We start from the raw sequence: 26,071 nt of genomic DNA, 5'->3' as shown, positions 1-26,071 counted from the left end.
TTGGGAATCTCCGCTCTTTGTGCTAAAGTGTCCGCCCGCTGGTAAAGTATACTGGCGGTTGGAAAGGTAATATTGCGAGATAATACGATGATCAAACAAAGGACATTAAAACGTATTGTTCAGGCGACTGGTGTCGGTTTGCATACCGGCAAGAAAGTCACACTGACATTGCGCCCTGCGTCGGCTAATACCGGGGTCATCTATCGTCGCACTGACTTGAATCCACCGGTTGATTTCCCGGCTGATGCAAAATACGTGCGCGACACCATGCTGAGTACATGCCTGGTGAATGATGAAGGCGTACGTATTTCGACGGTTGAACATTTAAACGCCGCCTTGGCGGGATTGGGTATCGATAACATTATTGTTGAAGTCGATGCGCCTGAAATCCCGATCATGGACGGCAGCGCAGCACCGTTCATCTATTTGCTGATGGATGCAGGTATCGAACAGCTGAACAGCGCGAAAAAATTCGTGCGCGTTAAGCAAACCGTGCGTGTTGAAGATGGTGACAAATGGGCCGAGATTAAGCCGTTTAATGGCTTCTCGCTGGACTTCACCATCGACTTTAAACATCCGGCAATCGACTCCAGCTCTCAGCGTTATCAGATGAACTTTTCTGCTGAAGCGTTTGTTCGCCAAATCAGTCGCGCGCGTACATTTGGCTTTATGCGTGAGATCGAATATCTGCAGTCTAAAGGCCTGTGCCTGGGCGGTAGTTTAGATTGTGCGATAGGTCTGGATGATTTCCGCGTCTTGAATGAAGACGGTCTGCGCTTTGAAGATGAATTCGTTCGTCACAAAATGCTTGATGCAATTGGTGATTTGTTTATGTGCGGCCACAACATCATTGGCGCGTTTACCGCGTTCAAATCAGGCCACGCATTGAATAACAAGTTGCTGCAAGCCGTTTTAGCTAAGCAAGAAGCCTGGGAATGGGCAACTTTCGAAGACGAAGCTGAACTGCCGCTGGCATTCAAAGCACCCAATTTGGTTCTGGCTTAATTACCTCAGAACATCTAAAACGGCTGGCAATGCTGACACCCTCTCCGGTCAGCGGCGTCAGCCGTTTTTTATTGTCTCGCTGTTCTCTCCTGAATGCGATGCCGCTCGCAAGTAAATCTCTTAGTTGCTGAATTGCTGAACAATCAAGCGTGTTTTCTCCCAGAGCGACTTTAATCCCAGGTGTGGACATCCCACATTAGTGATACTATCTCAGGCGCTTTTATCGGCTTAACGCCACTGCATTACGCGGTTGGTGATCAGAAAATTGATGCGCAAATCGACTCTTGTGCAATGGAAAGGTTGTGATCGAACTTCTTTTACGCTGGCGACAATTAGGCAGACGCTATTTCTGGCCTCATCTCCTGTTGGGGATGGTGGCGGCCAGTCTTGGCTTGCCGGCGTGTGCACAAAGTTCAGAACTCAACGCATCATCAGAATCACCTGCCAGCAGTTTGTTTATCGGCAATGCTGCCCGATTCGATCATCTTATTCGCCTACAAGAAGCGGCGAGACGCCCAAACTTCACTGTGGATTATTGGCATCAACATGCTATCCGCACCGTGATACGCCATCTCTCTTTTACGTTGACGCCGCAGACGCAGGCTGAAGAGCAGGGTGCGCTACCGCTGGCAGCGCAAAAGCTGGCGTTACTGGATTCGCTTCACGCGTTACTGACTTCACAAACTGCGCTGCATACCGCGCCGCAGATAAACCGTTCTAAACCGCACTCTGCTGCCCAGTCTCATACGTATGTTGAGTGGCACGCTAAAGTAAACGGCATTCGCGCCGGACCCTCCTCATTGTTCTGCTAATCTTTTTGGTTGTTTCACACTTTTAGATTTCGCAGCCCGTGATTACACGGCTGAATTGAGAAAATATTTATTATGTTAATCAAAATGTTGACCAAGGTTTTTGGTAGCAGCAATGATCGTACTTTACGCCGTATGCGTAAGGCTGTTGATGTCATCAACAAGATGGAGCCAGATTTTGAAAAGCTCTCTGATGATGAATTGAAAGCTAAAACTGTATTATTCCGTGAGCGTCTGGCAAAAGGCGAAACGCTGGAAAGCTTAATTCCTGAAGCCTTTGCCACAGTACGTGAAGCGAGTAAGCGCGTATTCGGTATGCGTCACTTTGATGTCCAGCTGATTGGCGGCATGGTGTTGAATGACCGCTGTATCGCGGAAATGCGTACCGGTGAAGGTAAAACGTTGACGGCAACCTTGCCGGCTTATCTGAATGCGTTAACCGGTAAAGGCGTTCACGTGGTCACGGTGAATGACTATCTGGCGCAGCGTGATGCCGAAAATAACCGTCCGCTGTTCGAATTCCTCGGCTTGTCCGTCGGTATTAACATGTCAGGCTTGCCGGCTCATGCTAAACGCGAAGCTTATGCGGCTGACATTACTTACGGCACCAACAACGAATATGGCTTCGATTATCTGCGCGATAACATGGCGTTCAGCCCGGAAGAGCGCGTACAGCGTAAACTGAATTATGCGCTGGTAGATGAAGTGGACTCCATCTTGATCGATGAAGCGCGTACGCCTTTAATTATTTCTGGTCCTGCCGAAGACAGCTCTGAGCTCTACACCAAAGTTAATAAAATCATTCCGCACCTGGTTCGTCAGGATAAAGAGGACACTGAAAACTTCCAGGGCGAAGGTGATTTCTGGGTGGATGAAAAGGCGCGACAGGCGCACATGTCTGAACGTGGTTTGGTCAAAGTGGAAGAGCTTTTGGTTAGCCAAGGCATCATGGATGAGGGCGAGTCTCTGTATTCGCCAACCAATATCATGCTGATGCACCACGTTACCGCTGCGCTTCGTGCCCACGCGCTGTTTACCCGCGATGTAGATTACATTGTGAAAGATGGCGAAGTAGTTATCGTCGATGAGCACACCGGGCGTACCATGCAGGGACGCCGCTGGTCCGACGGCCTGCATCAGGCTATCGAAGCGAAAGAAGGTGTTGATATTCAGAACGAGAACCAGACGCTGGCCTCAATCACTTTCCAGAACTACTTCCGTATCTATGAAAAACTGGCTGGTATGACCGGTACAGCAGATACCGAAGCATTCGAATTTAGCTCAATTTACAAACTGGATACCATTGTCGTACCAACCAACCGCCCAATGGTGCGTAAAGATCTGGCTGATCTGGTCTACATGACTGAGAAAGAGAAGATTGATGCAATCATTGAGGATATCCGTGAGCGTACCGCAAACGGACAGCCTGTATTGGTGGGTACCATCTCCATTGAAAAATCAGAAGTTGTTTCTAATGAACTGACGCGCGCAGGCATTAAACACAACGTGTTGAACGCCAAATTCCACGCCCGCGAAGCAGAAATCGTGGCGCAAGCGGGCCAGCCAGGCGCGGTAACGATCGCCACTAACATGGCGGGTCGTGGTACAGACATTATGCTGGGTGGTAGCTGGCATGCTGAAGTCGCTGAGCTTCAGGATCCAACAGAAGCGCAGATCGAAGAGATTAAAGCCGCATGGCAGATTCGCCACGATGCAGTGCTGACCTCCGGCGGTTTACACATCGTAGGTACAGAGCGTCACGAATCTCGCCGTATCGACAACCAGCTGCGTGGGCGTGCGGGTCGTCAGGGTGATGCGGGTTCATCACGCTTCTATCTGTCGATGGAAGATGCGCTGATGCGTATTTTTGCCTCGGATCGCGTGTCAAACATGATGCGTAAATTAGGCATGAAGCCTGGCGAAGCGATTGAACATCCATGGGTAACAAAAGCGATTGCTAATGCACAGCGCAAAGTAGAAAGCCGCAACTTCGATATTCGTAAGCAACTGTTGGAATATGATGATGTTGCTAACGATCAGCGCCGCGCAATTTACAGCCAACGTAATGAACTGCTTGATGTTTCTGATGTGAGTGAAACCATCAACAGCATTCGTCAGGATGTGTATAAAACCACCATCGACACCTACATTCCACCGCAGTCGCTGGAAGAAATGTGGGATGTCCCTGGTCTGGAAGAGCGTTTACGCACTGATTTCGATCTGGAACTTCCTATCGCTGAATGGTTAGATAAAGAACCCGATCTGCATGAAGAAACGCTGCGCGAACGTATCATGACGCATGCGATGGAAAACTACGCTGCGAAAGAAGAAGTGGTTGGCGCTGAGACAATGCGTAGCTTCGAAAAAGGAGTAATGTTACAGACGCTGGATTCACTGTGGAAAGAGCATCTGGCAGCCATGGATTATCTGCGTCAAGGTATTCATCTACGTGGTTACGCGCAGAAAGATCCTAAGCAAGAATATAAACGCGAATCCTTTGCTATGTTCGCAGCAATGCTGGAGTCACTGAAATATGAAGTGATTAGCACGCTGAGCAAGGTGCAAGTTCGCATGCCGGAAGAAGTTGAAGCGATGGAGCAGCAGCGTCGTGAGGAAGCTGAACGTTTGGCACAGCAGCAGCAGCTTAGCCATGTTGACGATGAAATCTTAGCGAAAGAAGAGCTGGCGCAAGAGAGCGGTGAACGCAAAGTTGGACGTAACGATCCCTGTCCATGCGGCTCGGGCAAAAAATACAAACAGTGTCATGGGCGTCTGGCCTAATAAGCACTGAAAGAAAAAGGAGCCGATGGCTCCTTTTTTTTATCCCTATTTCTACAACTAACCGTATGCCTTGGCGCTGGATAACAGCAGGTCTTCATTAAGCCTGACGCCATGATAAGGGATAGTGACCAGCAGGCCATCCGGTAATTTGTGGCGTTTTAGCAGGGCGCGGCTTTGAAACAATAACTGGTGATAATTATTATCGCTAATACCGTAAGCGCGCTCATTCCAGACAATTGAGATGATTTGTTGTTTAGAAGTGACTTTCATAAGCAGGCAGTTAAAGAAACGTTTTTGGGCATCGTTTAACGGGATGACAATGTTGCCGGGATGCCATGTCAGCTGATTATGGACACTGTCGAGGGTCAGAATGTCATGAAAAATCACCTGCCGGGCGGAATGTATCTCTCTGGCGGTGTTATGGGCAATGTATGTAAGCATGGGATTAACCGTTGCGCAGTCTAGTGAAACAATAGGTAAGTGCGAGTATTGCTAAACATCTGGAGCAACGTCATTGCGACCTGTCTTGTTTGATTTCATTACAGTGCCTAAAGCGTTTAACTTCCTTTAAGCCATGTTTTAAAATCACGGCTCATTCAGCTAAAACTCTGGGATATCATTCATGAAACACCTGCAGGTCGCGGTAGGTATTATTCGCAACGCCGACAAACAAATTTTCCTGGCCCAGCGTGCAGCGACCTCATATATGGCCAACAAGTGGGAATTCCCCGGTGGCAAAATTGAGGCTGGGGAGAGTGCTGAACAAGGATTGATCCGTGAGTTACTAGAAGAAACCGGTATTGAAGTGACTGAAGCTCAAGCTATTGGTGAAGCGGATCATACCTATGAAGATCTTCGCGTCACGCTACATTTTTTCTTAGTGGAAGGCTGGAAAGGTGAGCCGTGGGGACGAGAAGGGCAACCGCAACGCTGGGTGGAACAGCATGCGCTGGTGGCTGATGAGTTTCCAGCGGCCAATCATCAGTTGATCGCACGCCTGATTGCGGGTGAATTCTAAAAGTGGGGCATTATGCCCCACTTAACGTTAATGCTCTTCTTCGCTCCAGTTATCACTGTCGTTCAAATCGCCGTTACTGGGAATGCGTTTCTCTTCTGCGGCCCATTCCCCTAGATCAATGAGCTGGCAGCGTTTACTGCAAAAGGGCCGCCACGGGCTCAGCTCGTCCCAAATAACATCTTTGCCACATTGTGGGCATCCCACGGTCATAATTTCTTCTTGCATGTTCACCTCTAACAACAGGCCAGTTGAAAATCGAGTCGAGCGGGCACTTCACCTCGTTCGGCATCAAATGGCATAAAACGGATGGCATAACGGCTTTTATGGCCGGAAACTTGCGGATAAAGCGAATCTTCCAGCAGCAGCTGTAGACGCAGTAAATCTGCGCCTTCGGCATTATCCTGATAAAAACCATTTAGGCTGGTTTGATGGCGAAATGCACCTGACTGGCGAATCAAATCAAGGATCATCGCCAGGCTGCTACGCAATGGCACCAGCGTTTCAAGCCAGTCATCAACCTGGGAATTGCGTATTTCCTGCGGCTGATGCAACCAGATATGTAAGCTGGGCAGGTCGAAGCTGCAACAACCGCCAGGAATACTCAGGCGCTGGCGAACCAGTCCAATCAGACGATTTTCACGCAGCTGTTGCCCCATGCGTGGCGCATGCATAAGCTGAGTTGATTGCATTTTCAGCGTATCGCGTAACGAGTCTACCAGCGTCATATCGACGCCCGGTACATCAGCCCATGCACGTAATTTCAGTTGCTGCCGCTCCAGCTCTTTCAACAGTTCTGTACGCATATCCCCGCGTTCAAATATATCCAGCAGTTCGCCAATCAGGCGAAAGAAATTTAGCGCGCTGGTGGTATTGCTGAGCGGCACGCTTTCTAGTAGTTGATTAATAAGGAATTCAACGCGTAGCCAGGTGCGCATTTTTTCATTCAGTGGGTGTTCAAAAAGAACGACTGTACTCATGATGTTAATCCTGTTGCGTTGCCGCTAACGCCAGATAGCGTTGATGGAGTTCGGCAACTTGCGGCAGCGCATCTTCCGGTGCGCCGCTATTATCAATGATGTCGTCAGCACAGGCGAGGCGCTGTTGGCGCGTGGCCTGTGCTGCAAGAATATTTTTTGCCTGCTCTAAGGAAATATTATCGCGCAGTTGGGTGCGTTGGAGCTGCGTCGCTTCATCAACATCAACGACTAAAATGCGGTTAGCTTGATGCTGCAACTGATTTTCTACCAGTAGCGGCACCACCCATAAAACGTAAGGCGAGCGGGCTTGAGCCTTAAGCTGCTGCGTTCGGGCATTGATCAATGGGTGTAAGAGACTGTTAAGCCAATGCTTCTCTTCTGGTGACTGAAAAATGATTTCGCGTAAATGTGCGCGAAAAAGAGTGCCTTGCTCAGTTAGCAGCGATTTGCCATGGCGTTCAACAATGGCCTGCAAAGCAGGTGAGCCTGGCTCAACCACCTCACGGGCGATCACATCGGCATCAATAATTGTTACGCCCAGCGCCGCAAAGCCATTAGCAATGGTGCTTTTTCCGCTACCGATACCACCGGTCAGCGCTACGGTATAAGGCATAAGGTTCTCTCAATCACGCTGGTAGACGCTGAATCATCGTTAAGTTCTTTCTCTAAAACGCAAAAATGCGCGGCAGATCACTTTCATGTTTTTCAGCTAAATTTATCGGATTGTAGCTTAAATAAAGTGAAATTCGCAGTCTTGCAGCAGGATGATTAGCGCGTATCATCATTTCACTGGAGCCGTGCTTGCTTCGCGAACTGCGGTTCGTTGCCACTAACCAGGACATTATTTATGCGTATCGAAGAAGATTTGAAACTGGGCTTTAAAGATGTATTGATTCGTCCCAAACGTTCTACGTTGAAGAGTCGTTCTCAGGTTGAACTGGAACGCAACTTCACCTTCAAGCATTCAGGCTTGAGCTGGAGCGGTGTACCGATTATCGCAGCCAATATGGATACCGTAGGGACTTTCCTGATGGCAGAGGCACTGGCCAGTTTCAATATTCTTACCGCCGTTCATAAACACTATAGCGTTGATGATTGGCGTGCCTTCGTTCAACGTGTGCCAGTCTCAACTTTGAATCACATCATGGTTTCAACCGGCACCTCTGATGCCGACCTCAACAAGCTTGTTGCGATCATGGCACTTTCAGATGATCTGCAATTCATCTGTATTGATGTCGCGAACGGTTATTCGGAACACTTTGTCGAATTCTTGAAACGTGCGCGTGAAACCTTTCCGGGCAAAACGATCTGTGCCGGGAACGTGGTAACAGGTGAAATGGTTGAAGAATTGATACTTTCTGGTGCTGATATCGTTAAAGTCGGTATTGGCCCCGGTTCTGTTTGTACCACTCGTATGAAAACTGGCGTGGGCTACCCGCAGCTTTCTGCAGTGATTGAATGTGCTGACGCCGCGCACGGCTTGAGTGGACAAATTGTTAGTGACGGGGGTTGCGCTGTGCCGGGCGACGTTGCTAAAGCGTTTGGCGGCGGAGCAGACTTCGTCATGTTAGGCGGCATGCTTGCTGCGCATGATGAATGTGAAGGCAGCGTTATAGAAGAGAACGGTGAAAAATTCATGCTGTTTTATGGCATGAGTTCTGAATCTGCTATGAAACGTCATGATGGCGGTGTAGCGGGTTACCGTGCCGCTGAAGGTAAAACCGTGAAACTACCGCTGCGCGGGCCAGTTGAAGAAACCGCACGCGATATTCTGGGAGGTTTACGTTCAGCCTGCACCTATGTCGGTGCCGAACGGTTGAAAGAGCTGACTAAACGCACCACCTTCATTCGTGTTGCTGAGCAAGAAAACCGCGTATTTAATCGTTGATGTAATGGGGCGCGCGTTCTCCAGCGCGCCCTAATGCATAGCATCGCCCAGACCAAAAACCGGTAAGTACATGGCAATGACCAGCGTGCCGACAATTCCCCCAATAATGACCATCATCATTGGTTCCAGTGAGGCTGCGAGGCTATCTGCGCGGCTCAATGTTTGATCTTCATGCCATTCAGCCAGACGCGCCAGCATGACATCTAATGCACCAGCCTCTTCGCCAACACGCACCAATTGGCCACACAGTGCGGTAAACAAGGGATGATTATCGAGTGCCTGATGCAGTGGCTTTCCTTGCGAAATATGCTGTTGCAGCCTCTCAATGGCTTCGCGCCAGAGCAATGAGGAGAGCGTAACCTGCACAGCCTCCAACCCTTGCAGCAATGTCAGCCCGGCTTGTTGGGTTAGCTGCAAAATCGTGTACACCTGAGTCAGTTGGCTGCCACGCCACAATCCTGCCAATATTGGAATGCGTAAAAGCATACGCTGTTCGTAACGCTGCCAGACGCTTGAACGACGCCGTAACTCTCGCCAACCCAGCAAAATGAACATGAACAGGAATGTCAGCGGTAAGCCCCATGACTGCAAGCCGGTGGAAAGTTGCATGACTGCTGCGGTAAATGCGGGAAGGGGAGCATCAAAGGATGCGTAAACGGAGACAAATTCAGGCAGCACGAAAAGCAGCATCCCACACGAAACCGCGATAGCCACCATTAAAATAAACAGCGGATAACGTAGCGCCTTGATCACTTTACTCCAGAGATGTTGCTGCCGAGCCTGCTGGTGTGCCAATTGCGCGCAACATATATCCAGCTGGCCGGTTAATTCTCCCACCTCCATCAATGCAGGAAAAAGTGGCGGGAAAATCTGCGGCCAGTCACGTAATGCCTGCGAAAAAGGTTCACCCGATAACACACGTTGCTGAAGCGCTACAAGCAAGGCTTGCCAGCCTTTATGCGGATGCCCTTCAGCAAGCAGTATTAATCCTTCTGAAAGGGGCAATCCTGCTTTTAGTAGCGTCGCAAGTTGACGAATCAGATCTATTTTCTGCTGCCATTTCCAGTCGCGCTGGCACCAGACTTTATCTCGCTTCCAGTTGATTGGCAGCAGATCGTTTTCAGTCAGATCCACAAGCAGTCGATCACTATTAAGCGCCAGGCTTTTGCCACTTTGCAGTTCGCCTTTACTGTCGACGGCTTGCCAACTGTACAGACACAGATTAGCCATCGTCGAGTCCTATCACGCGTTGCATTTCCTCTAACGAGGTATCGCCCCGGCTAACGGCTTCGAGTCCTGCCGCCAGCAGCGATCGCATTCCTTGCTGTTTTGCCAATGCCAGCAGGCTATCAAGCGGCATTTCAGCGGCAATAGCGTTCTGAAGCTTGGCCGTAACAGGCAGCAGTTCAAACAGCGCCAGTCGACCAAAATAACCGGAAAAACAGTGATCGCAGCCGGGTGCTCGCCAGGTTTGTAGCGTGCCAGGCCAAAGTTCCGAGGGATAATGCGCGACTGCCTGCGCAGGCTGGCGGCAGTGTGGACATAAGCGCCTGACTAAGCGCTGCGCAACAATCAGGCGCAGCGCAGAGCCCAGCAGGTAGCCAGGAATCCCCATTTGGCGCAATCGCGTCAATGTTTCTGCGGTGGAATTAGTGTGAAGCGTCGATAACACCAAATGTCCGGTTTGTGCCGCCTTAACGGCGATTTCTGCCGTTTCTGCATCACGTATTTCACCCACCATAATGACATCGGGATCCTGACGCAGCAGGGCACGCAACACGCGGTTAAAATCAAGGCCACACTTGGGATTAATCTGCGTCTGATTAATCCCAGGCAGCGGGATCTCAATGGGATCTTCAACGCTGCACACATTTTTCTCTGGCTTATTGAGGGCGCTCAGCCCGCTATACAGCGTAAAAGTTTTACCGCTGCCGGTGGGGCCAGTAACCAAAATCAAACCTTGTGGCTGTGCTAATGCGCTCGTGATAAGGCGTAACTGGGCGGCTGGCAAGCCCAGTTTATCCAGCGACAAAGCGGCATTTTCACTTTGAAGCAGGCGCACGACCGCTTTTTCGCCACGGTTGATGGGTAACGTGGACAAGCGAAAAGAAGCCGGTTTGCCTTCGATCTCCATGCTGAATTGCCCATCTTGCGGTAAGCGACGCTCAGCGATATCTAATCCACCCAAAATTTTCAACCTCGCTAACAGCGCTGCAGGTTGAGTATCTGGCAATGAGGAGAGCGGATGAAGGACGCCATCAATGCGTAACCTGATCCTTAAACCATGCTGCAAAGGTTCAATATGAATATCTGAAGCGCGTCGCTGCAGCGCCTGACGCAAAATCTGCTGCGTGGCTTCAATGGCTGATTCGGTTGGCGTAGCTTCACGGGCAACTAGCGGCTGCTCGGCATGCTGAAACTGATCCATCCGCGCCTGCGGCCAGCACTCAATCTCAATCTGACACTGGCTGGCAAAATGCAGTGCTTCAGCCAAGCCTGAAGGAACCGATTCGGTAACCGCTACGCGTAGCTGTGTCGCATCGTGGTGTAACACAATCGCCTGGTGGCGCTGGCACAGAGAAGTGATTGCATTCTTAGACTTTTTCATCGCCAGCTCCTTTATCCGCGAAGCGGAATTGCGCCAGGCAATTGTCACGCAGGCTGGTATTACTGCTGGTACAGCTACGCTGCCAGTTAAGGCCTCCTTCATTACTGTCCCAAATCGGTAGCATCTCTACGCTCAAGCCGTTCAGGCTTTCCTGGCCTGACAGCGTAATGACGCCATTGGTTACGCTCAAAGAAGAGACATAGCGCGAGCCTTTGGCAGCAGGAATGCCGCGCTGCCCTGCCTGGCATTGCGTTGGCCCTCCACGTTCGATGGCACAAAGTTCTACCGCCGTTTTATAGGGCACCATGGTTTGCAACATGTCGGTAAGCGCTGCACGTTGCAGATAGTTTTGATAAGCGGGGAGGCCGATGGCGCTGAGGATGGCAACAATGCCCACCACAATCATCAATTCGACTAAGGTAAAACCACGTTGAGCATTCATTGCATGTCTCCTGAATAAGAAGGAGACAGCCTAAAAAATATCGCAGGGTCAGCGACAGCGGTGTCTTTAGCGGATGGATGTTATTACGCAGGCAATCAGTGATGTTGCAGGTAAAAGAGCAGAGCGGTGGAAGCGAGCCCGCAAAATGAGCCGGAACAGGCGTCCGGCTTCGCGGTCTATTTTTGTTGAAAACGCATAGAGAGGTCGAGTGCACGCACGTGTTTAGTCAATGCGCCGACAGAAACATAATCCACGCCGGTTTGGGCGATTTGTGGCAGCGTGGTTTCGGTAACGTTACCCGATACCTCAAGCAGCGAACGGCCATGCGTAATTTTGACGGCTTCACGCATTTCATCAAGGCTGAAATTATCCAGCATGATGATATCGGCTGCGGCGTCCAGCGCCTGGTTCAATTCGTCTATAGATTCAACTTCGACTTCTACCGGCACATCAGGGTGCAGCCAGAAGGCTTTCTCTACCGCCTGACGAATCGAGCCACTGGCAATAATATGATTTTCTTTGATTAAAAAGGCATCTGACAGACCCAGTCGATGATTATTACCGCCGCCGCAAAGTACCGCATATTTCAGCGCAGTACGTAGGCCGGGCAACGTTTTTCGTGTATCCAGCAGCTGTGTTTGGCTGCCTTCCAGCAACTTCACGTAACGGCTGACTTCACTCGCCACGCCTGAAAGCGTTTGGACGAAATTCAGCGCGGTACGCTCAGCAGTCAGTAACAAGCGAGCAGAACCTTCAATTTCGAACAGCAGCTGATCAGGCTCCACCGCCTGGCCATCTTCTATATGCCAGGTCAGGGAGACGTGTGAACCCAGTTGGTTAAACACCTCTTCCACCCAGCGTTTACCACAGAAAACACCGGCTTCCCGTGTGATTACTTGTGCATGGGCTTGAGTATCTGCTGGCAAAAGCTGCGCAGTAATATCACGCTCGCTATCGATATCGCCGCCAAGATCTTCCTGCAAAGCACGTGCAACGGCTTCGGGGATATCATTTTCGATGCGCTCAATCAGCGCCTGACGGCGGCTGTCTGGATCATAACGACGCGTAGACATAAGCGTTTTGCTCCAAAAGGGTCAATGAATGTGGCGTTCACAATAGCCTGAAAGGCATATTCATGCCAGCAAGGAGAAGGGTTTTGTTTAGTATCCTTAACTTGCATATTGTCCTGGCCTCAGAATCGACGCATTAAGACGCAAGAAACCCTTAAAATACATGTTATTCTCAGCCAGGTTTGTATAAGGAAATCGGCATGAAAATTGAACAAGGTTGGCTGAGCCATGCGCGTCGGGTGCCCTCGCCACACTGCAACGATCGTCCTGCAGAGGAAGCGCCTTCATTGTTGGTGATTCATAACATCAGCTTACCGCCGGGCGAATTTGGCGGTCCGTGGATTGATCGCCTGTTTACCGGCACCTTGCCTGCGGATGCACATCCTTATTTTGCCGATATTGCGCACCTCCGCGTTGCGGCACATTGCTTGATTCGCCGCGATGGCGAAATTGTTCAATATGTCTCTTTTGATAAGCGCGCCTGGCATGCAGGCGTTTCGCAGTTTAGAGGGCGCGATAACTGCAATGATTATTCGATCGGTATTGAGCTTGAAGGCACCGATGTTGAGCCTTATACCGAAGCACAATATCAATCATTACAGCAGGTAACGCAGTTGCTGATGCAAACGTATCCGCTGACGCCATCGCGGATTACCGGGCACAGTGATATCGCGCCAGAACGTAAAACTGATCCCGGTCCTGCTTTTGACTGGGAATACTATAAGCAGCTGTTAACGCAATAAAAATTCTGACTTTCCTGGAGTCTGTATGACGTTGTTTACCTTGTTATTAGTTTTAGGCTGGGAGCGCCTGTTCAAACTGGGCGAGCATTGGCAGTTCGATCATCGGCTTGAGCCTCTGTTTCGTCGTCGGCAGCACTTTTCAATGATGCGTACGCTGCTCATGATGGTTTTAGCGATGGCGATAACAGCACTGGTAGTGTGGAGCCTAAAAGGGCTACTGTTTGGCGTGGCGCAACTGCTGTTCTGGATTATGATCGGTTTGTTGTGTATTGGCGCAGGCTCGGTGCGATTGCATTATCACAACTATTTAAAAGCGGCTAGCCACGACGATGCCGCTGCGCATCAGGCAATGGCTGCAGAATTAACACTTATTCACGGGGTGCCGGTTGAATGCAGCGAGCGCGAGTTTCTGCGGGAACTGCAAAATGCGCTGATCTGGATTAACTTCCGTTTCTACCTCGCTCCGCTGTTCTGGTTTGTGGCAGGTGGCGCGTGGGGGCCGGTTTTGCTGGTGGGATACGCTTTTTTACGTGCCTGGCAAAGTTGGTTGGCAAAACATCAAACACCGATGGCGCGAGCGCAATCAGGTGTTGATGGCATTTTGCATCTTGTGGACTGGATCCCGGTCCGACTGGCGGGTGTCGCTTATGCCCTGCTAGGACACGGCGAAAAAGCCTTGCCGGCCTGGTTTGCTTCGCTGACCGATCGTCACCGTTCGCAATATCAGGTATTAACCAGCCTGGCGCAGTTCTCGCTGGAGCGTGATCCGCATACGGATAAAGTTGAAACGCCACGTGTTGCGGTGGCGTTAGCCAAGCGTATTTCGCTGGTGTTAGTTGTCGTTGTAGCGTTGCTAACAATTTACGGCACGTTAGTGTAATCGGCAGGCGGTACACCAAAGTCTGGTGTGCCGTCTTCTCGCCACTCAATGTATTTCAGCCGCGTGTGGCGGTTTGGGTCCCACAGCGGGTCGCCCTCAATTTCGGTGTAGTTACGTGCGTGATACACCAGCACATCCCGGCCTTCCTCATCTTGCGTGAAGCAGTTATGCCCCGGACCATATTGATGGTTATCCCAGCTTGAACCAAATACTGGACGTGCAGATTTGTGCCACGCTTCAGGCTGTAACAGCGGTGCATCTAACGCTATCGATAACAGACCCATACAGTAATTTTCGTCCGTTGCGCTAGCAGAATAACTGACAAAAAGTCGCTGGCCATGGGTAATCACCGCAGGCCCTTCGTTTACGCTAAACCCGGCACATTCCCACTCATATTCAGGGCGGCTTAGCATCACTGGCGTGCCTTTCAGCGTCCAGGGATTGAGTAATTCAGCGAGATAGAGGTTGGAGTTACCGGGAATCGTCGGATCTTTTTGTGCCCAGAGATACCAGTTTTTTCCCTGATGAACGAAGTGCGTGGCATCTAATGAAAAGCTGTCAATGTGGGTGAAAACGCGACGGCACGGTTGCCATTGACCGCTGAGAGGATCGGCGTCGTCGCAGACCAGCGCATACATACGATGCTGAAACAGCCCATCTTTGATGTCACGCGTTGGGGCTGCGGCGAAATAGATTACCCATTGTCCATTAATATTATGCAGTTCAGGTGCCCAGATCAGTTCGCTGCATGGGCCGCTTTCCGGTTTGCGCCACACCACAACAGCTTCAGCATCGCGTAGTCCTTGCAGTGACGAGGCCCGTCGAATCTCTAAACGATCATATTCCGGCACCGACGCGATGAAATAATAGTGCTGCTGATGAAGCAAAATAAAAGGATCAGCGCGCTGCTCGATAAAAGGATTCGGCAAGATAGTGCTCATTTTACTTCTCCAGTTTGAGTGGCGACGCCGTCGCGTCGATGAAGCGGTTGTAAATCACGGAAGTTTTCTCGACGCAGAGCCAGATCGGCCTGAATGGTTTGCATCATTTTGCGGTCTACCTTCATCAGGCGAACCACACCAGCAGTAATCAAGTAGCCTACGCCGGGAATCACAGTGAACAGCAATATGATGCCGTTGACGGCTTGCGGAGATTGCTGTTTAGCGCCGGCATCGTAGCCATAAAATGACAACAGAAAACCCACCATCGCGCCTGCGACCGCCAGGCCTACTTTCAAAAAGAACAGATTGCCGGAAAAACTCATCCCGGTAATACGCTTGCCGGTTTTCCATTCACCGTAATCATCAACGTCAGCCATTAATGACCAGTGCAACGGCGAAGGAATCTGATGCAGGATATTCAGCAGGAAGTAGGCGACCACCACCATGACAGTGGCGTGCGGATCGATCCAATAAAAGCCGCAGGAAAACAGTGCCAGCGCGATATTGGTCCAGAAAAAGACTTTGAGTTTGCACCAGCGATCGGTCAGTACTTTTGCCAGCGTGCTGCCCAACATCATGCCAATTACGCCCAGACTGATGAAAATCGTGGCGAAGTGCGTGCTTTGTCCCATTACCCACGTCACGTAATACATGGTTGCCGCCATGCGAATGAAGCCAGGGCAAACATTGCAGAACGTGAGCAGCAAAATGCGCACCCACTGATCGTTTTTCCAGACGTCGCGCATATCCTTTTTCAAATCGTCATGGCTCGGAACGGCGGGGTGGATGCGTTCACGCACGTTCGCAAAACAGAACAGAAACATACCCAGCCCAATCAGAGCGAGTACGCCCATCGCCATTTGATAACCGCGCGCTTTGTCCTCTCCACCAAACCATTCCGCCATAGGGAGCAAAGAGAGCGACAAAATCAGTGTCGCAATTCCCACCATCACGAAGCGGTAAGACTGACAGGAAACGCGTTCGCTGGGATCGTTAGTAATGACGCCACCCAGTGAGCAGTAAGGGATATTTATCGCGGTGTAGGTTAGCGACATCAGGAAGTAGGTGACGAAAGCCCAGATCACCTTGTATTCGTAGCGCCAGTCCGGCGTAGTAAACATCATGACGCTGAACAACACATAAGGTACGGAAATCCAGAGTAGCCATGGACGGAAACGTCCCCAACGGCTTTGAGTGCGGTCAGCAATGGCACCCATAATCGGATCGGTCACCGCATCCAGTACGCGAACTGAAAGCAATAACGTGCCCACCAGCGCGGGGGCCAGGCCAAAAACATCGGTATAGAAATAGTTGAGGAATAGCATGATGGCACCGCCAATCATGTTACATCCGGCATCGCCCATGCCGTATCCAAGCTTTTCTCGAAATGAGAGGGCTGCACCTTTCATGGTCTTCTCCTGCGCATCCGGTGTGAGCAGGAATTATCATCGTTAAATCAATATCATGGCTGGCAACAATTCGTCACTAAGATGGACAAAACAGGCGTGGAGGGAGAAGTGTGACTGAGATCAGAAGTTTGAAAGAAAACCCGCCGAGGTTTAACAAACGTCGGCGGGCAGCAGATTAAGCTTTCTGCGTGTGCTTTTTAATCATGTAACCAATGCCCAAAATCACCAACCAGACGGGGATCAGCCAGACAGAAATGGCCATGCCCGGCGTGATAGCCATGAGCACCAAAATACCGGCCAGAAACACCAGGCAAATCCAGTTACCGATTGGGTAGAACAGCGCTTTGAAGCGCGTTGTCACGCCTTGCTGATCTTTCTTCCTGCGGAATTTCAGGTGAGCAAGGCTGATCATCGCCCAGTTGATCACCAGCGCGGAAACCACCAGCGACATCAGCAGACCGAACGCTTCGCCTGGCATCAGGTAGTTGATCAACACACACAGCGCGGTAGCAACGGCTGAAACCAGAATTGTCATAACCGGCACGCCGCGGCGATCAACTTTAAGCAGTGCTTTTGGCGCATTGCCTTGTTGCGCCAGACCAAACAGCATACGGCTGTTGCAGTAAACACAGCTGTTATAAACCGATAACGCCGCTGTCAGGATCACCACGTTTAGGGCGTTAGCCACCATGGCATCACCTAATTCGTGGAAGATAAAGACGAACGGGCTGGTTTCAGCGGTGACGCGTGTCCACGGCATCAGTGACAGCAATACGGTCAGAGAACCGATATAAAAGATCAGGATGCGCCACAGCACTTGGTTAGTCGCTTTCGGAATACTGGTTTCTGGATTGTCAGCTTCTGCCGCCGTGATCCCAACCAGTTCCAGGCCACCAAACGAGAACATGATAATGGCCATCACCATCACCAAGCCGCCAAAACCGTTCGGGAAGAATCCGCCTTGTTCCCACAGGTTTCTTACCGTGGCTTGCGGGCCGCCGTGACCGCTGAACAGCAGCCAGCCGCCAAACAGGATCATACCAATAACGGCAACCACTTTAATAATGGCGAACCAGAATTCCATCTCACCAAACACTTTTACATTGGTCAGGTTGATGGCGTTGATCATCACGAAGAAGATAGCTGCCGAAGCCCAGGTGGGGAAGTCTGGCCACCAGAACTGAATGTATTTGCCTACCGCAGTGAGTTCCGCCATTGCCACTAGGACATACAGAACCCAATAGTTCCAGCCTGAAGCGAAACCTGCAAAGTTGCCCCAGTATTTATAGGCAAAGTGGCTAAAGCTGCCTGCAACCGGCTCTTCAACCACCATTTCGCCCAACTGACGCATGATGAGAAAAGCGATAAAGCCAGCGATGGCATAACCCAGAATAACGGCCGGTCCGGCAGATTTTATGACCGATGCACTGCCCAGAAATAGACCGGTCCCCACCGCACCACCCAGCGCGATCAGCTGAATATGGCGGTTCTTAAGACCGCGCTGCAGCGCTTCGCCGTGCTGTTGTTCCATACAAACCTCGTGATGTTGAATTCTTCGCTCGCAGCGCAAGTTCGCTGTAATGAAGTGGTTACATTAACGTATTGATTTTTTTACGGTATCAGGCGAGCGATATGCTGCTCACTGCTACCCTGGCGACAAGAATAGTGATAAGCGCATCGCTTTGCACCTGCTTTCGCTTTTCGTGCGGGGAGTTGGCCTAAAATCCGCCGTTTCTTACATAAAAAATGCAGCAGAATTTCTGCCACGAAATAACACTAAACACGAATAAGTTTGCCTTATGGTAAGACGTGTCTTAATTCACTAACCGCGTGTAAGGTTTGGTAAAAGTGAAAATATTTAACATTTGGCGTGACACTAATTTTTCATTTTTTTAACGGTAACTTAGCGTCAGGCCATGGCAGCACTGGATTGATATGTGACGGAAGCCATATAGACACAAGGTGAATACTTTGTTACTTTACGGCCACCATTTTGCAATTGGTATTACCAATTTACTCCGGACGATTGGCATAATAAGAAGGGAAGATGGCTTACAGTAAGATTCGCCAACCCAAGCTCTCCGACGCAATCGAGCAACAGCTCGAATCGTTGATTATGGAAGGGACGCTTCGTCCGGGAGAGAAGCTGCTCCCAGAGCGCGAACTCGCCAAACAATTCGATGTCTCACGTCCGTCACTCCGCGAGGCAATCCAGCGCTTAGAAGCCAAAGGATTGTTGTTACGCCGTCAAGGCGGCGGAACGTTCGTACAAGAACATCTCTGGCAAAGCATGAGCGATCCGCTCGTTGAGCTTCTCGCCGACCATCCGGAATCACAGTTTGACCTGCTGGAAACGCGTCACGCGCTTGAAGGTATCGCCGCCTATTACGCGGCACTGCGTGGTACAGAAGATGATGTGCAGCGTATTCGTGACTGCCATGTTCAGATTCAGCAGGCGCAAGATAGCGGCGATTTAGACGCCGAAGCGGACGCAGTAATGCAGTATCAAATTGCTGTCACAGAAGCGGCCCATAACGTTGTGCTATTGCATTTGCTACGCTCGATGGGGCCGATGCTGGAGAAAAACGTCCGCCAGAATTTCGAATTACTCTACTCGCGCCGAGAAATGCTGGCGAAAGTGAGTGGTCACCGCGCCAGTATATTTGAGGCGATTGTGGCTCGTGAGCCAGAACAAGCACGCGAAGCTTCACATCGTCACCTGGCGTTCATAGAGGAAATCTTGCTGGACAGAAGTCGGGAGCAGAGCCGTCGAGAACGCTCCCTACGTCGTTTACAGCAACGTAAGGAATAACGTGCGACACAGATCGTGCGGACATGTGCGACGAGCCTGTCTCCCTTAAGCTTTACAGGCTCCCGATTATTCAACGTATTAGACACAGATAAGGAACACACCCATGTCAGAACGTTTACACAATGACGTGGATCCGATCGAAACTCGTGACTGGCTACAGGCGATCGAATCGGTCATCCGTGAAGAAGGTGTAGAACGTGCGCAGTATCTGATTGATCAGGTACTGGGTGCAGCCCGCAAAGGCGGCGTGAAAGTTGCTGCAGGTTCCTCTGCAATCAGCAACTACATCAACTCTATTGCCGTTGAAGATGAACCGGATTATCCGGGGAATACCTCTCTTGAACGTCGTATCCGTTCCGCAATCCGCTGGAACGCTGTCATGTCGGTGCTACGTGCATCGAAGAAAGATCTGGAGCTGGGCGGCCACCTCTCTTCCTTCCAGTCTTCTGCAACCATTTATGAAGTGTGCTTTAACCACTTCTTCCGCGCGCGCAGTGACAAAGATGGCGGCGATCTGGTTTATTTCCAGGGTCACATTTCTCCAGGTATCTATGCGCGTGCGTTCCTCGAAGGTCGTCTGACCGAAGAGCAAATGAATAACTTCCGTCAGGAAGTGGATGGCAAAGGTTTGTCATCATATCCGCACCCGAAACTGATGCCAGAATTCTGGCAGTTCCCGACCGTTTCCATGGGCCTTGGTCCATTGACGGCAATTTATCAGGCTAAGTTCCTGAAATATCTGGAACACCGCGGCCTGAAAGATACCTCAGCACAAACCGTTTACGCCTTCCTGGGTGATGGTGAGATGGATGAGCCAGAATCCAAAGGTGCGATCACTATCGCCACCCGTGAAAAACTGGATAACCTGGTCTTCATCATCAACTGTAACCTGCAGCGTCTGGATGGTCCGGTCACTGGTAACGGCAAGATCATCAATGAGCTGGAAGGCATCTTCGCTGGTGCAGGCTGGGAAGTGATCAAAGTGATCTGGGGCGGTCGTTGGGATGAGTTGCTGCGTAAAGATACCAGCGGCAAACTGATCCAACTGATGAACGAAACCGTTGATGGCGATTATCAGACCTTCAAATCACGTGACGGCGCTTACGTGCGTGAGCATTTCTTTGGTAAATATCCGGAAACAGCTGAGCTGGTTAAAGATCTGTCCGATGATGAAATCTGGGCATTGAACCGTGGCGGCCACGATCCGAAGAAAGTCTATGCAGCACTGAAAAAAGCGCAAGACACCAAAGGCAAACCGGTTCTGATTCTGGCGCACACCATCAAAGGTTATGGTATGGGCGACACCGCGGAAGGCAAGAACATTGCTCACCAGGTGAAGAAAATGAACATGGACGGCGTTCGCTATATCCGCGATCGCTTCAACGTGCCTGTTGCCGATGAAAAAATTGAAGAGCTGCCTTACGTCACCTTCGAAGAAGGTTCTGAAGAGCACACCTATCTGCACGCTCAGCGCGAGAAGTTAGGCGGTTATCTGCCTTCACGTCAGCCACAGTTTACTGAAAAACTGGAAATGCCTGCGTTGGAAGAGTTCGGTGCGCTGCTGGAAGAGCAGAACAAAGAGATCTCTACCACCATCGCCTTCGTGCGTGCCCTGAACGTGATGCTGAAGAACAAGTCGATCAAAGATCGTCTGGTTCCTATCCTTGCTGACGAAGCGCGTACCTTTGGTATGGAAGGTCTGTTCCGTCAGATTGGTATTTACAGCCCGAACGGTCAGCAATATACCCCGCAGGACCGTGAGCAGGTTGCTTACTATAAAGAAGACGAGAAAGGTCAAATTCTGCAGGAAGGGATCAACGAGCTGGGTGCAGGTTCATCCTGGCTGGCGGCGGCGACCTCTTACAGCACCAACAACTTGCCAATGATTCCGTTCTACATCTATTACTCGATGTTCGGTTTCCAACGTATTGGTGATTTGATGTGGCTGGCGGGCGACCAACAGGCGCGCGGCTTCCTGGTCGGCGGTACTTCCGGTCGTACCACGCTGAACGGCGAAGGTCTGCAGCATGAAGATGGTCACAGCCATATTCAGTCGCTGACTATCCCGAACTGTATTTCTTACGATCCGTCTTATGCCTACGAAGTGGCTGTCATCATGCAAGATGGCCTGAAACGTATGTATGGCGAAGCGCAGGAAAATATTTATTACTACATCACCACGCTGAACGAAAACTACCGCATGCCAGCGATGCCGCAAGGCGTTGAAGAAGGTATCCGTAAAGGTATCTACAAGCTGGAAACCGTGGAAGGCAGCAAAGGTAAAGTCCAGCTGTTGGGTTCAGGTTCAATCCTGCGTCATGTGCGTGAAGCTGCGCAGATCCTGGCGAAAGATTACGGCATCGGTTCTGACGTATTCAGCGTCACCTCGTTCACCGAACTGGCGCGTGATGGCCAGGATTGTGAGCGCTGGAACATGCTGCATCCGACCGAAGAAGCACGCGTTCCTTACATCGCTCAGGTAATGAGTGATGCGCCAGCGGTGGCGTCAACCGACTACATGAAACTGTTTGCCGAGCAGGTTCGCAGCTATGTCCCTGCTAGCGATTATCGCGTGTTGGGTACCGACGGCTTTGGTCGTTCGGATAGCCGTGAAAATCTGCGTCATCACTTCGAAGTTGATGCTTCTTATGTGGTGGTTGCGGCACTGGGCGAGCTGGCTAAACGTGGCGAAATCGATAAGAAAGTGGTAGCGGAAGCGATTACCAAGTTCAATATCGATGCCGATAAAGTTAACCCGCGTCTGGCTTAAGAGGTAAAAGAGTAATGGCTATCGAAATTAAGGTACCGGACATCGGGTCTGATGAAGTTGAAGTCACCGAAATTCTGGTCAAAGTTGGCGACAAGGTGGAAGCCGAGCAGTCGCTGATCACCGTGGAAGGCGACAAAGCTTCGATGGAAGTGCCTTCACCGCAGGCCGGCGTGGTTAAAGAGATTAAAATTTCTACCGGCGATAAAGTCGAAACGGGCTCTTTGATCATGATGTTTGACGCAGAAGGTGCAGCAGAAGCTGCGCCAGCGCCAGCGGAAGAGAAAAAATCAGAGGCGGCGCCAGCGCCAGCCGCTGCTACTGCTACCTCGAGCAAAGACGTCAACGTCCCGGATATCGGCGGCGATGAAGTCGAAGTCACAGAGATTTTGGTGAAAGTCGGTGACAAAGTGGAAGCTGAACAATCACTGATTGTGGTTGAAGGCGACAAAGCCTCGATGGAAGTGCCGGCTCCGTTCGCTGGCACCGTGAAAGAGATCAAAATCTCTACCGGTGACAAAGTGAATACCGGTTCTCACATTATGGTGTTTGAAGCAGAAGGCGCAGCACCTGCGGCCGAAGCGAAGCCAGAAGTGAAAGAAGCAGCAGCAACGGCTCCTGCCGCCGCTGCGGGCGCCAAAGACGTCAACGTGCCGGATATCGGCGGCGATGAAGTCGAAGTGACCGAAGTTCTGGTGAAAGTCGGCGACAAAGTCGAAGCTGAGCAATCACTGATTGTGGTTGAAGGCGATAAGGCTTCGATGGAAGTGCCTGCACCGTTCGCCGGCACCGTGAAAGCGCTGAAAGTGTCGACGGGCGATAAAGTCAGCACCGGTTCACTGATCATGGAGTTCGAAGTTGAAGGTGCAGCACCGGCTGCGGCTCCAGCTCCAGCAGCGAAGCAAGAGACTGCGGCACCTGCCAAAACTGACGCTAAACCCGCTGCGGCACCGGCGAAAGCCGAAGCCAAAGGCGAGTTTGCAGAGAATGATGCTTACGTACATGCCACGCCGGTTATCCGTCGTCTGGCCCGTGAGTTCGGTGTTAACCTGGCGAAAGTGAAAGGCACCGGCCGTAAAGGTCGCATCCTGAAAGAAGACGTACAGTCTTACGTGAAAGATGCGGTTAAACGTGCGGAAGCAGCACCGACTGCAGCCAGCGGTGGCGGTTTGCCGGGCATGTTGCCATGGCCGAAAGTCGACTTCAGCAAGTTTGGCGAAATCGAAGAAGTCGAACTGGGTCGTATTCAGAAAATTTCTGGTGCGAACCTGAGCCGTAACTGGGTGATGATCCCTCACGTTACGCATTTCGATAAAACAGATATCACCGAGCTGGAAGCCTTCCGTAAGCAGCAGAACGCTGAAGCTGAGAAACGTAAACTGGATGTGAAATTCACGCCAGTAGTGTTCATCATGAAAGCGGTTGCCGCTGCTCTTGAGCAGATGCCACGCTTCAACAGCTCGCTGTCCGAAGATGCGCAGAAGCTGACGTTGAAGAAATACATCAACATCGGTGTGGCAGTGGATACACCAAATGGCCTGGTTGTTCCGGTATTTAAAGACGTGAACAAGAAAGGCATCACCGAGCTGTCTCGTGAGCTGATGGCGATCTCGAAGAAAGCGCGCGATGGCAAGCTGACTGCGGGCGACATGCAGGGCGGATGCTTTACGATCTCCAGCCTTGGCGGTTTGGGTACGACTCACTTCGCACCGATCGTTAACGCGCCAGAAGTGGCTATCCTTGGTGTCTCCAAGTCTGCCATGGAGCCGGTATGGAACGGTAAAGAGTTTGCGCCGCGTCTGATGATGCCAATCTCTCTTTCCTTCGATCACCGTGTCATTGACGGTGCTGATGGTGCACGTTTCATTACCATCGTTGGCAACCTGTTAGCAGATATTCGTCGTCTGGTGATGTAAGTACAAACAAGGCCGGCAGATGCCGGCCTTCTTGTAACATTCGTAGCACCGCGGTTGGCAGTTTGTTAACAATTCTGTAAACTCTTGCGGTGAAAGTCCCGGTGGAACAAGGGCATCATAAGAACGTCTGACCCGCCGGATATCAAATAAGAGGTCATGATGAGTACAGAGATTAAAACTCAAGTCGTGGTACTTGGGGCAGGTCCTGCAGGTTACTCTGCAGCCTTCCGTTGCGCTGATTTAGGTCTGGAAACCGTAATCGTTGAGCGTTACAGCACCCTCGGTGGTGTTTGTCTGAACGTAGGCTGTATCCCGTCAAAAGCGCTGCTGCACGTCGCCAAAGTGATCGACGAAGCCAAAGCTCTGGAAGAGCACGGTATCGTGTTTGGCCAGCCGCAAACTGACATCAACAAAATTCGTTCCTGGAAAGAGAAGGTTATCAACCAGTTGACTGGTGGCCTCGCGGGTATGGCGAAAGGCCGTAAAGTGAACGTGGTTACTGGCCTCGGCAAATTCACGGGTGCCAACACGCTGGTGGTTGAAGGCGAAGGTGGATCAACCACCATTAACTTCGACAACGCCATTATCGCTGCGGGTTCACGTCCAATTGAACTGCCATTTATTCCTCATGAAGATCCCCGCGTATGGGATTCCACAGACGCGCTGGAGCTGAAAGAAGTGCCGAAACGTCTGCTGGTTATGGGCGGCGGTATTATCGGTCTGGAAATGGCGACCGTTTATAAAGCGCTGGGTTCAGAGATCGATGTGGTTGAAATGTTCGACCAGGTGATCCCGGCTGCCGATAAAGACGTAGTGAAAGTCTTTACCAAACGCATCAGCAAGAAATTCAACTTGATGCTGGAAACGAAAGTCACCGCTGTTGAAGCGAAAGATGACGGCATCTACGTTTCTATGGAAGGCAAAAAAGCCCCGGGCGAAGCGCAGCGTTATGATGCGGTGCTGGTTGCGATTGGTCGTGTGCCAAACGGTAAAGGTCTTGATGCGGGTAAAGCGGGCGTGGAAGTGGACGATCGTGGCTTCATCCGCGTTGACAAGCAAATGCGTACCAATGTGCCGCACATCTACGCTATCGGCGATATCGTCGGTCAGCCAATGCTGGCGCACAAAGGTGTGCACGAAGGTCACGTTGCCGCTGAAGTGATTTCTGGTCTGAAGCACTACTTTGATCCAAAAGTGATTCCATCAATTGCTTACACCGAGCCAGAAGTTGCCTGGGTGGGTCTGACCGAGAAAGAAGCGAAAGAGAAAGGCATTAGCTATGAAACGTCCACTTTCCCGTGGGCTGCTTCAGGTCGTGCTATCGCTTCTGACTGTGCAGACGGCATGACCAAGCTGATTTTCGACAAAGAAACGCACCGTGTGATTGGTGGCGCCGTTGTCGGGACTAACGGCGGCGAGCTGCTGGGCGAAATCGGCCTGGCGATTGAGATGGGCTGCGATGCGGAAGATATCGCATTGACTATCCATGCTCACCCAACGCTGCATGAATCCGTTGGTCTGGCGGCAGAAATCTTTGAAGGCAGCATCACCGATCTGCCAAACGCGAAAGCGAAAAAGAAATAAGCGCCTGCGTAATTAATTAAGCGGCTCCGAAAGGAGCCGTTTTTTATTACGCATCCCTTTAAAAGTATTAAAAAAATAAGAAAATGGAATAGTTATAACGGATAAAGGTCGCTAAAGCTAATATTTACATTATCAGAAATGGCAGCGTGAACTCCGCACTTAACGAAGTGCTTACTGCCTTTTTTCTTCATTAAGCACAGCCGAAAGTTTGATGATCATTACGTTTAACCTTACCTCACATAAGGCGTAGCAACGCGCTAGCGTTAACCCTAAAAGTATTAGCCATAAATTATGAGTAACCCCTATTTAGACTTCATAATAACGTCTCTTTTTTTATGCAAGCGATATTATCAGTGGGGATTTCTCCTTCTCCCTAAGGCTGATAACTGAGGCAGGAAGCCTCAAACGCCCACCGGCTCTC

General features: G+C 50.8%; 22 protein-coding genes. 11 read left to right on the top strand and 11 right to left on the bottom strand.

What is annotated here, in order from left to right; genetic code table 11:
• Positions 1 to 87: 87 nt before the first annotated feature.
• From lpxC to secA, 3 genes are all read left to right on the top strand, one after another.
• The gene (lpxC, locus tag MUG06_RS10760; RefSeq protein ID WP_215847632.1) at positions 88 to 1,005 is read left to right on the top strand and encodes a UDP-3-O-acyl-N-acetylglucosamine deacetylase; all 918 of its coding nucleotides are present in this window, start codon (positions 88 to 90) and stop codon (positions 1,003 to 1,005) included.
• Between the two features lie 302 nt (positions 1,006 to 1,307).
• A complete protein-coding gene (gene secM / locus MUG06_RS10755) occupies positions 1,308 to 1,817 on the top strand; it encodes a secA translation cis-regulator SecM (protein ID WP_243078597.1) in 510 nt (169 codons plus the stop codon).
• Positions 1,818 to 1,889: 72 nt separating this feature from the next.
• Positions 1,890 to 4,595, top strand: coding sequence for a preprotein translocase subunit SecA (gene secA, locus MUG06_RS10750; RefSeq protein WP_215847630.1), 2,706 nt, complete (start codon positions 1,890 to 1,892; stop codon positions 4,593 to 4,595).
• Positions 4,596 to 4,652: 57 nt separating this feature from the next.
• Here the strand turns inward: secA and MUG06_RS10745 are convergent, their stop codons facing one another.
• Entirely contained in the window at positions 4,653 to 5,036 is a 384-nt protein-coding gene (locus MUG06_RS10745) for a response regulator (RefSeq protein WP_243078596.1), read from the bottom strand.
• A gap of 181 nt (positions 5,037 to 5,217) precedes the next feature.
• On the opposite strand from MUG06_RS10745, the gene mutT reads away from it, so the two are divergent.
• Positions 5,218 to 5,613, top strand: a complete 396-nt coding sequence (mutT, locus tag MUG06_RS10740; protein ID WP_215847628.1) for an 8-oxo-dGTP diphosphatase MutT — start codon at positions 5,218 to 5,220, stop codon at positions 5,611 to 5,613.
• Positions 5,614 to 5,640: 27 nt separating this feature from the next.
• Here mutT and yacG read toward each other — a convergent pair whose 3' ends face one another.
• From yacG to coaE, 3 genes are read right to left on the bottom strand one after another with little or no spacing between them, the layout of a single operon-like run.
• The gene (gene yacG / locus MUG06_RS10735) at positions 5,641 to 5,838 is read right to left on the bottom strand and encodes a DNA gyrase inhibitor YacG (RefSeq protein WP_243078595.1); all 198 of its coding nucleotides are present in this window, start codon (positions 5,836 to 5,838) and stop codon (positions 5,641 to 5,643) included.
• Between the two features lie 8 nt (positions 5,839 to 5,846).
• Positions 5,847 to 6,590 (bottom strand): cell division protein ZapD, encoded by a 744-nt coding sequence (gene zapD / locus MUG06_RS10730; RefSeq protein WP_215847626.1) that lies wholly within the window; start codon positions 6,588 to 6,590, stop codon positions 5,847 to 5,849.
• Positions 6,591 to 6,594: 4 nt separating this feature from the next.
• Positions 6,595 to 7,203, bottom strand: a complete 609-nt coding sequence (gene coaE, locus MUG06_RS10725; RefSeq protein ID WP_243078594.1) for a dephospho-CoA kinase — start codon at positions 7,201 to 7,203, stop codon at positions 6,595 to 6,597.
• A 234-nt stretch (positions 7,204 to 7,437) separates the two neighbouring features.
• Here coaE and MUG06_RS10720 point away from each other — a divergent pair, with 234 nt between their 5' ends.
• The gene (locus MUG06_RS10720) at positions 7,438 to 8,478 is read left to right on the top strand and encodes a GMP reductase (protein WP_243078593.1); all 1,041 of its coding nucleotides are present in this window, start codon (positions 7,438 to 7,440) and stop codon (positions 8,476 to 8,478) included.
• 30 nt (positions 8,479 to 8,508) lie between these two features.
• On the opposite strand, the gene hofC is transcribed toward MUG06_RS10720, so the two are convergent.
• The 4 genes from hofC to nadC form a co-directional block, all read right to left on the bottom strand.
• Positions 8,509 to 9,708 (bottom strand): protein transport protein HofC, encoded by a 1,200-nt coding sequence (gene hofC / locus MUG06_RS10715; RefSeq protein WP_243078592.1) that lies wholly within the window; start codon positions 9,706 to 9,708, stop codon positions 8,509 to 8,511.
• Complete coding sequence (gene gspE / locus MUG06_RS10710; RefSeq protein WP_243078591.1) at positions 9,701 to 11,086, bottom strand: type II secretion system protein GspE; 1,386 nt, start codon at positions 11,084 to 11,086, stop codon at positions 9,701 to 9,703. The genes hofC and gspE overlap by 8 nt, the downstream gene beginning before the upstream one ends.
• The gene (gene ppdD, locus MUG06_RS10705; protein ID WP_243078590.1) at positions 11,073 to 11,528 is read right to left on the bottom strand and encodes a prepilin peptidase-dependent pilin; all 456 of its coding nucleotides are present in this window, start codon (positions 11,526 to 11,528) and stop codon (positions 11,073 to 11,075) included. Before ppdD ends, gspE begins: the two co-directional genes overlap by 14 nt.
• A gap of 176 nt (positions 11,529 to 11,704) precedes the next feature.
• Complete coding sequence (gene nadC, locus MUG06_RS10700; RefSeq protein ID WP_243078589.1) at positions 11,705 to 12,601, bottom strand: carboxylating nicotinate-nucleotide diphosphorylase; 897 nt, start codon at positions 12,599 to 12,601, stop codon at positions 11,705 to 11,707.
• Positions 12,602 to 12,798: 197 nt separating this feature from the next.
• On the opposite strand from nadC, the gene ampD reads away from it, so the two are divergent.
• Both ampD and ampE read left to right on the top strand, forming a co-directional pair.
• A complete protein-coding gene (gene ampD, locus MUG06_RS10695) occupies positions 12,799 to 13,341 on the top strand; it encodes a 1,6-anhydro-N-acetylmuramyl-L-alanine amidase AmpD (protein ID WP_243078588.1) in 543 nt (180 codons plus the stop codon).
• A gap of 25 nt (positions 13,342 to 13,366) precedes the next feature.
• Positions 13,367 to 14,221 carry a beta-lactamase regulator AmpE gene (ampE, locus tag MUG06_RS10690; protein WP_215847619.1) on the top strand — a complete coding sequence of 285 codons (855 nt, stop codon included), beginning with the start codon at positions 13,367 to 13,369 and terminating at the stop codon, positions 14,219 to 14,221.
• Here the strand turns inward: ampE and MUG06_RS10685 are convergent.
• The 3 genes from MUG06_RS10685 to aroP all read right to left on the bottom strand — a co-directional run bounded on the left by MUG06_RS10685 (position 14,203) and on the right by aroP (position 18,102).
• Positions 14,203 to 15,162: a family 43 glycosylhydrolase gene (locus MUG06_RS10685; RefSeq protein ID WP_243078587.1), complete on the bottom strand. Its 960-nt coding sequence runs from the start codon at positions 15,160 to 15,162 to the stop codon at positions 14,203 to 14,205. The genes ampE and MUG06_RS10685 overlap by 19 nt on opposite strands.
• Positions 15,159 to 16,571 carry an MFS transporter gene (locus tag MUG06_RS10680; protein WP_243078586.1) on the bottom strand — a complete coding sequence of 471 codons (1,413 nt, stop codon included), beginning with the start codon at positions 16,569 to 16,571 and terminating at the stop codon, positions 15,159 to 15,161. The genes MUG06_RS10685 and MUG06_RS10680 overlap by 4 nt, the downstream gene beginning before the upstream one ends.
• 175 nt (positions 16,572 to 16,746) lie before the next feature.
• Positions 16,747 to 18,102 (bottom strand): aromatic amino acid transporter AroP, encoded by a 1,356-nt coding sequence (gene aroP, locus MUG06_RS10675; RefSeq protein ID WP_243078585.1) that lies wholly within the window; start codon positions 18,100 to 18,102, stop codon positions 16,747 to 16,749.
• A gap of 516 nt (positions 18,103 to 18,618) precedes the next feature.
• Here aroP and pdhR point away from each other — a divergent pair.
• From pdhR to lpdA, 4 genes are all read left to right on the top strand, one after another.
• Positions 18,619 to 19,383: a pyruvate dehydrogenase complex transcriptional repressor PdhR gene (gene pdhR, locus MUG06_RS10670; protein WP_215847615.1), complete on the top strand. Its 765-nt coding sequence runs from the start codon at positions 18,619 to 18,621 to the stop codon at positions 19,381 to 19,383.
• 103 nt (positions 19,384 to 19,486) lie between these two features.
• Entirely contained in the window at positions 19,487 to 22,153 is a 2,667-nt protein-coding gene (gene aceE, locus MUG06_RS10665; RefSeq protein ID WP_243078584.1) for a pyruvate dehydrogenase (acetyl-transferring), homodimeric type, read from the top strand.
• 14 nt (positions 22,154 to 22,167) lie between these two features.
• Complete coding sequence (aceF, locus tag MUG06_RS10660) at positions 22,168 to 24,066, top strand: pyruvate dehydrogenase complex dihydrolipoyllysine-residue acetyltransferase (protein WP_243078583.1); 1,899 nt, start codon at positions 22,168 to 22,170, stop codon at positions 24,064 to 24,066.
• 159 nt (positions 24,067 to 24,225) lie between these two features.
• Positions 24,226 to 25,650 carry a dihydrolipoyl dehydrogenase gene (gene lpdA, locus MUG06_RS10655; protein WP_243078815.1) on the top strand — a complete coding sequence of 475 codons (1,425 nt, stop codon included), beginning with the start codon at positions 24,226 to 24,228 and terminating at the stop codon, positions 25,648 to 25,650.
• Positions 25,651 to 26,071 lie beyond the last annotated feature (421 nt).

The sequence above is a fragment of the Pantoea sp. MQR6 genome (assembly GCF_022761075.1).
In the GTDB taxonomy this organism is placed as follows: Bacteria; Pseudomonadota; Gammaproteobacteria; order Enterobacterales; family Enterobacteriaceae; genus Pantoea; species Pantoea phytostimulans.
Note: the sequence above shows the minus strand (reverse complement) of the source record. Positions and strands in the feature narration are given on the sequence as shown.

Coding starts and splice junctions, on each gene's coding strand:
- zapD (WP_215847626.1), bottom strand. CDS start 6,590: ATGAGTACAGTCGTTCTTTTTGAACACCCACTGAATGAAAAAATGCGC.
- nadC (WP_243078589.1), bottom strand. CDS start 12,601: ATGTCTACGCGTCGTTATGATCCAGACAGCCGCCGTCAGGCGCTGATT.
- mutT (WP_215847628.1), top strand. CDS start 5,218: ATGAAACACCTGCAGGTCGCGGTAGGTATTATTCGCAACGCCGACAAA.
- hofC (WP_243078592.1), bottom strand. CDS start 9,708: ATGGCTAATCTGTGTCTGTACAGTTGGCAAGCCGTCGACAGTAAAGGC.
- coaE (WP_243078594.1), bottom strand. CDS start 7,203: ATGCCTTATACCGTAGCGCTGACCGGTGGTATCGGTAGCGGAAAAAGC.
- MUG06_RS10745 (WP_243078596.1), bottom strand. CDS start 5,036: ATGCTTACATACATTGCCCATAACACCGCCAGAGAGATACATTCCGCC.
- lpdA (WP_243078815.1), top strand. CDS start 24,226: ATGAGTACAGAGATTAAAACTCAAGTCGTGGTACTTGGGGCAGGTCCT.
- yacG (WP_243078595.1), bottom strand. CDS start 5,838: ATGCAAGAAGAAATTATGACCGTGGGATGCCCACAATGTGGCAAAGAT.
- MUG06_RS10685 (WP_243078587.1), bottom strand. CDS start 15,162: ATGAGCACTATCTTGCCGAATCCTTTTATCGAGCAGCGCGCTGATCCT.
- aroP (WP_243078585.1), bottom strand. CDS start 18,102: ATGGAACAACAGCACGGCGAAGCGCTGCAGCGCGGTCTTAAGAACCGC.
- MUG06_RS10720 (WP_243078593.1), top strand. CDS start 7,438: ATGCGTATCGAAGAAGATTTGAAACTGGGCTTTAAAGATGTATTGATT.
- gspE (WP_243078591.1), bottom strand. CDS start 11,086: ATGAAAAAGTCTAAGAATGCAATCACTTCTCTGTGCCAGCGCCACCAG.
- pdhR (WP_215847615.1), top strand. CDS start 18,619: ATGGCTTACAGTAAGATTCGCCAACCCAAGCTCTCCGACGCAATCGAG.
- aceE (WP_243078584.1), top strand. CDS start 19,487: ATGTCAGAACGTTTACACAATGACGTGGATCCGATCGAAACTCGTGAC.
- ampD (WP_243078588.1), top strand. CDS start 12,799: ATGAAAATTGAACAAGGTTGGCTGAGCCATGCGCGTCGGGTGCCCTCG.
- ampE (WP_215847619.1), top strand. CDS start 13,367: ATGACGTTGTTTACCTTGTTATTAGTTTTAGGCTGGGAGCGCCTGTTC.
- lpxC (WP_215847632.1), top strand. CDS start 88: ATGATCAAACAAAGGACATTAAAACGTATTGTTCAGGCGACTGGTGTC.
- ppdD (WP_243078590.1), bottom strand. CDS start 11,528: ATGAATGCTCAACGTGGTTTTACCTTAGTCGAATTGATGATTGTGGTG.
- MUG06_RS10680 (WP_243078586.1), bottom strand. CDS start 16,571: ATGAAAGGTGCAGCCCTCTCATTTCGAGAAAAGCTTGGATACGGCATG.
- aceF (WP_243078583.1), top strand. CDS start 22,168: ATGGCTATCGAAATTAAGGTACCGGACATCGGGTCTGATGAAGTTGAA.
- secA (WP_215847630.1), top strand. CDS start 1,890: ATGTTAATCAAAATGTTGACCAAGGTTTTTGGTAGCAGCAATGATCGT.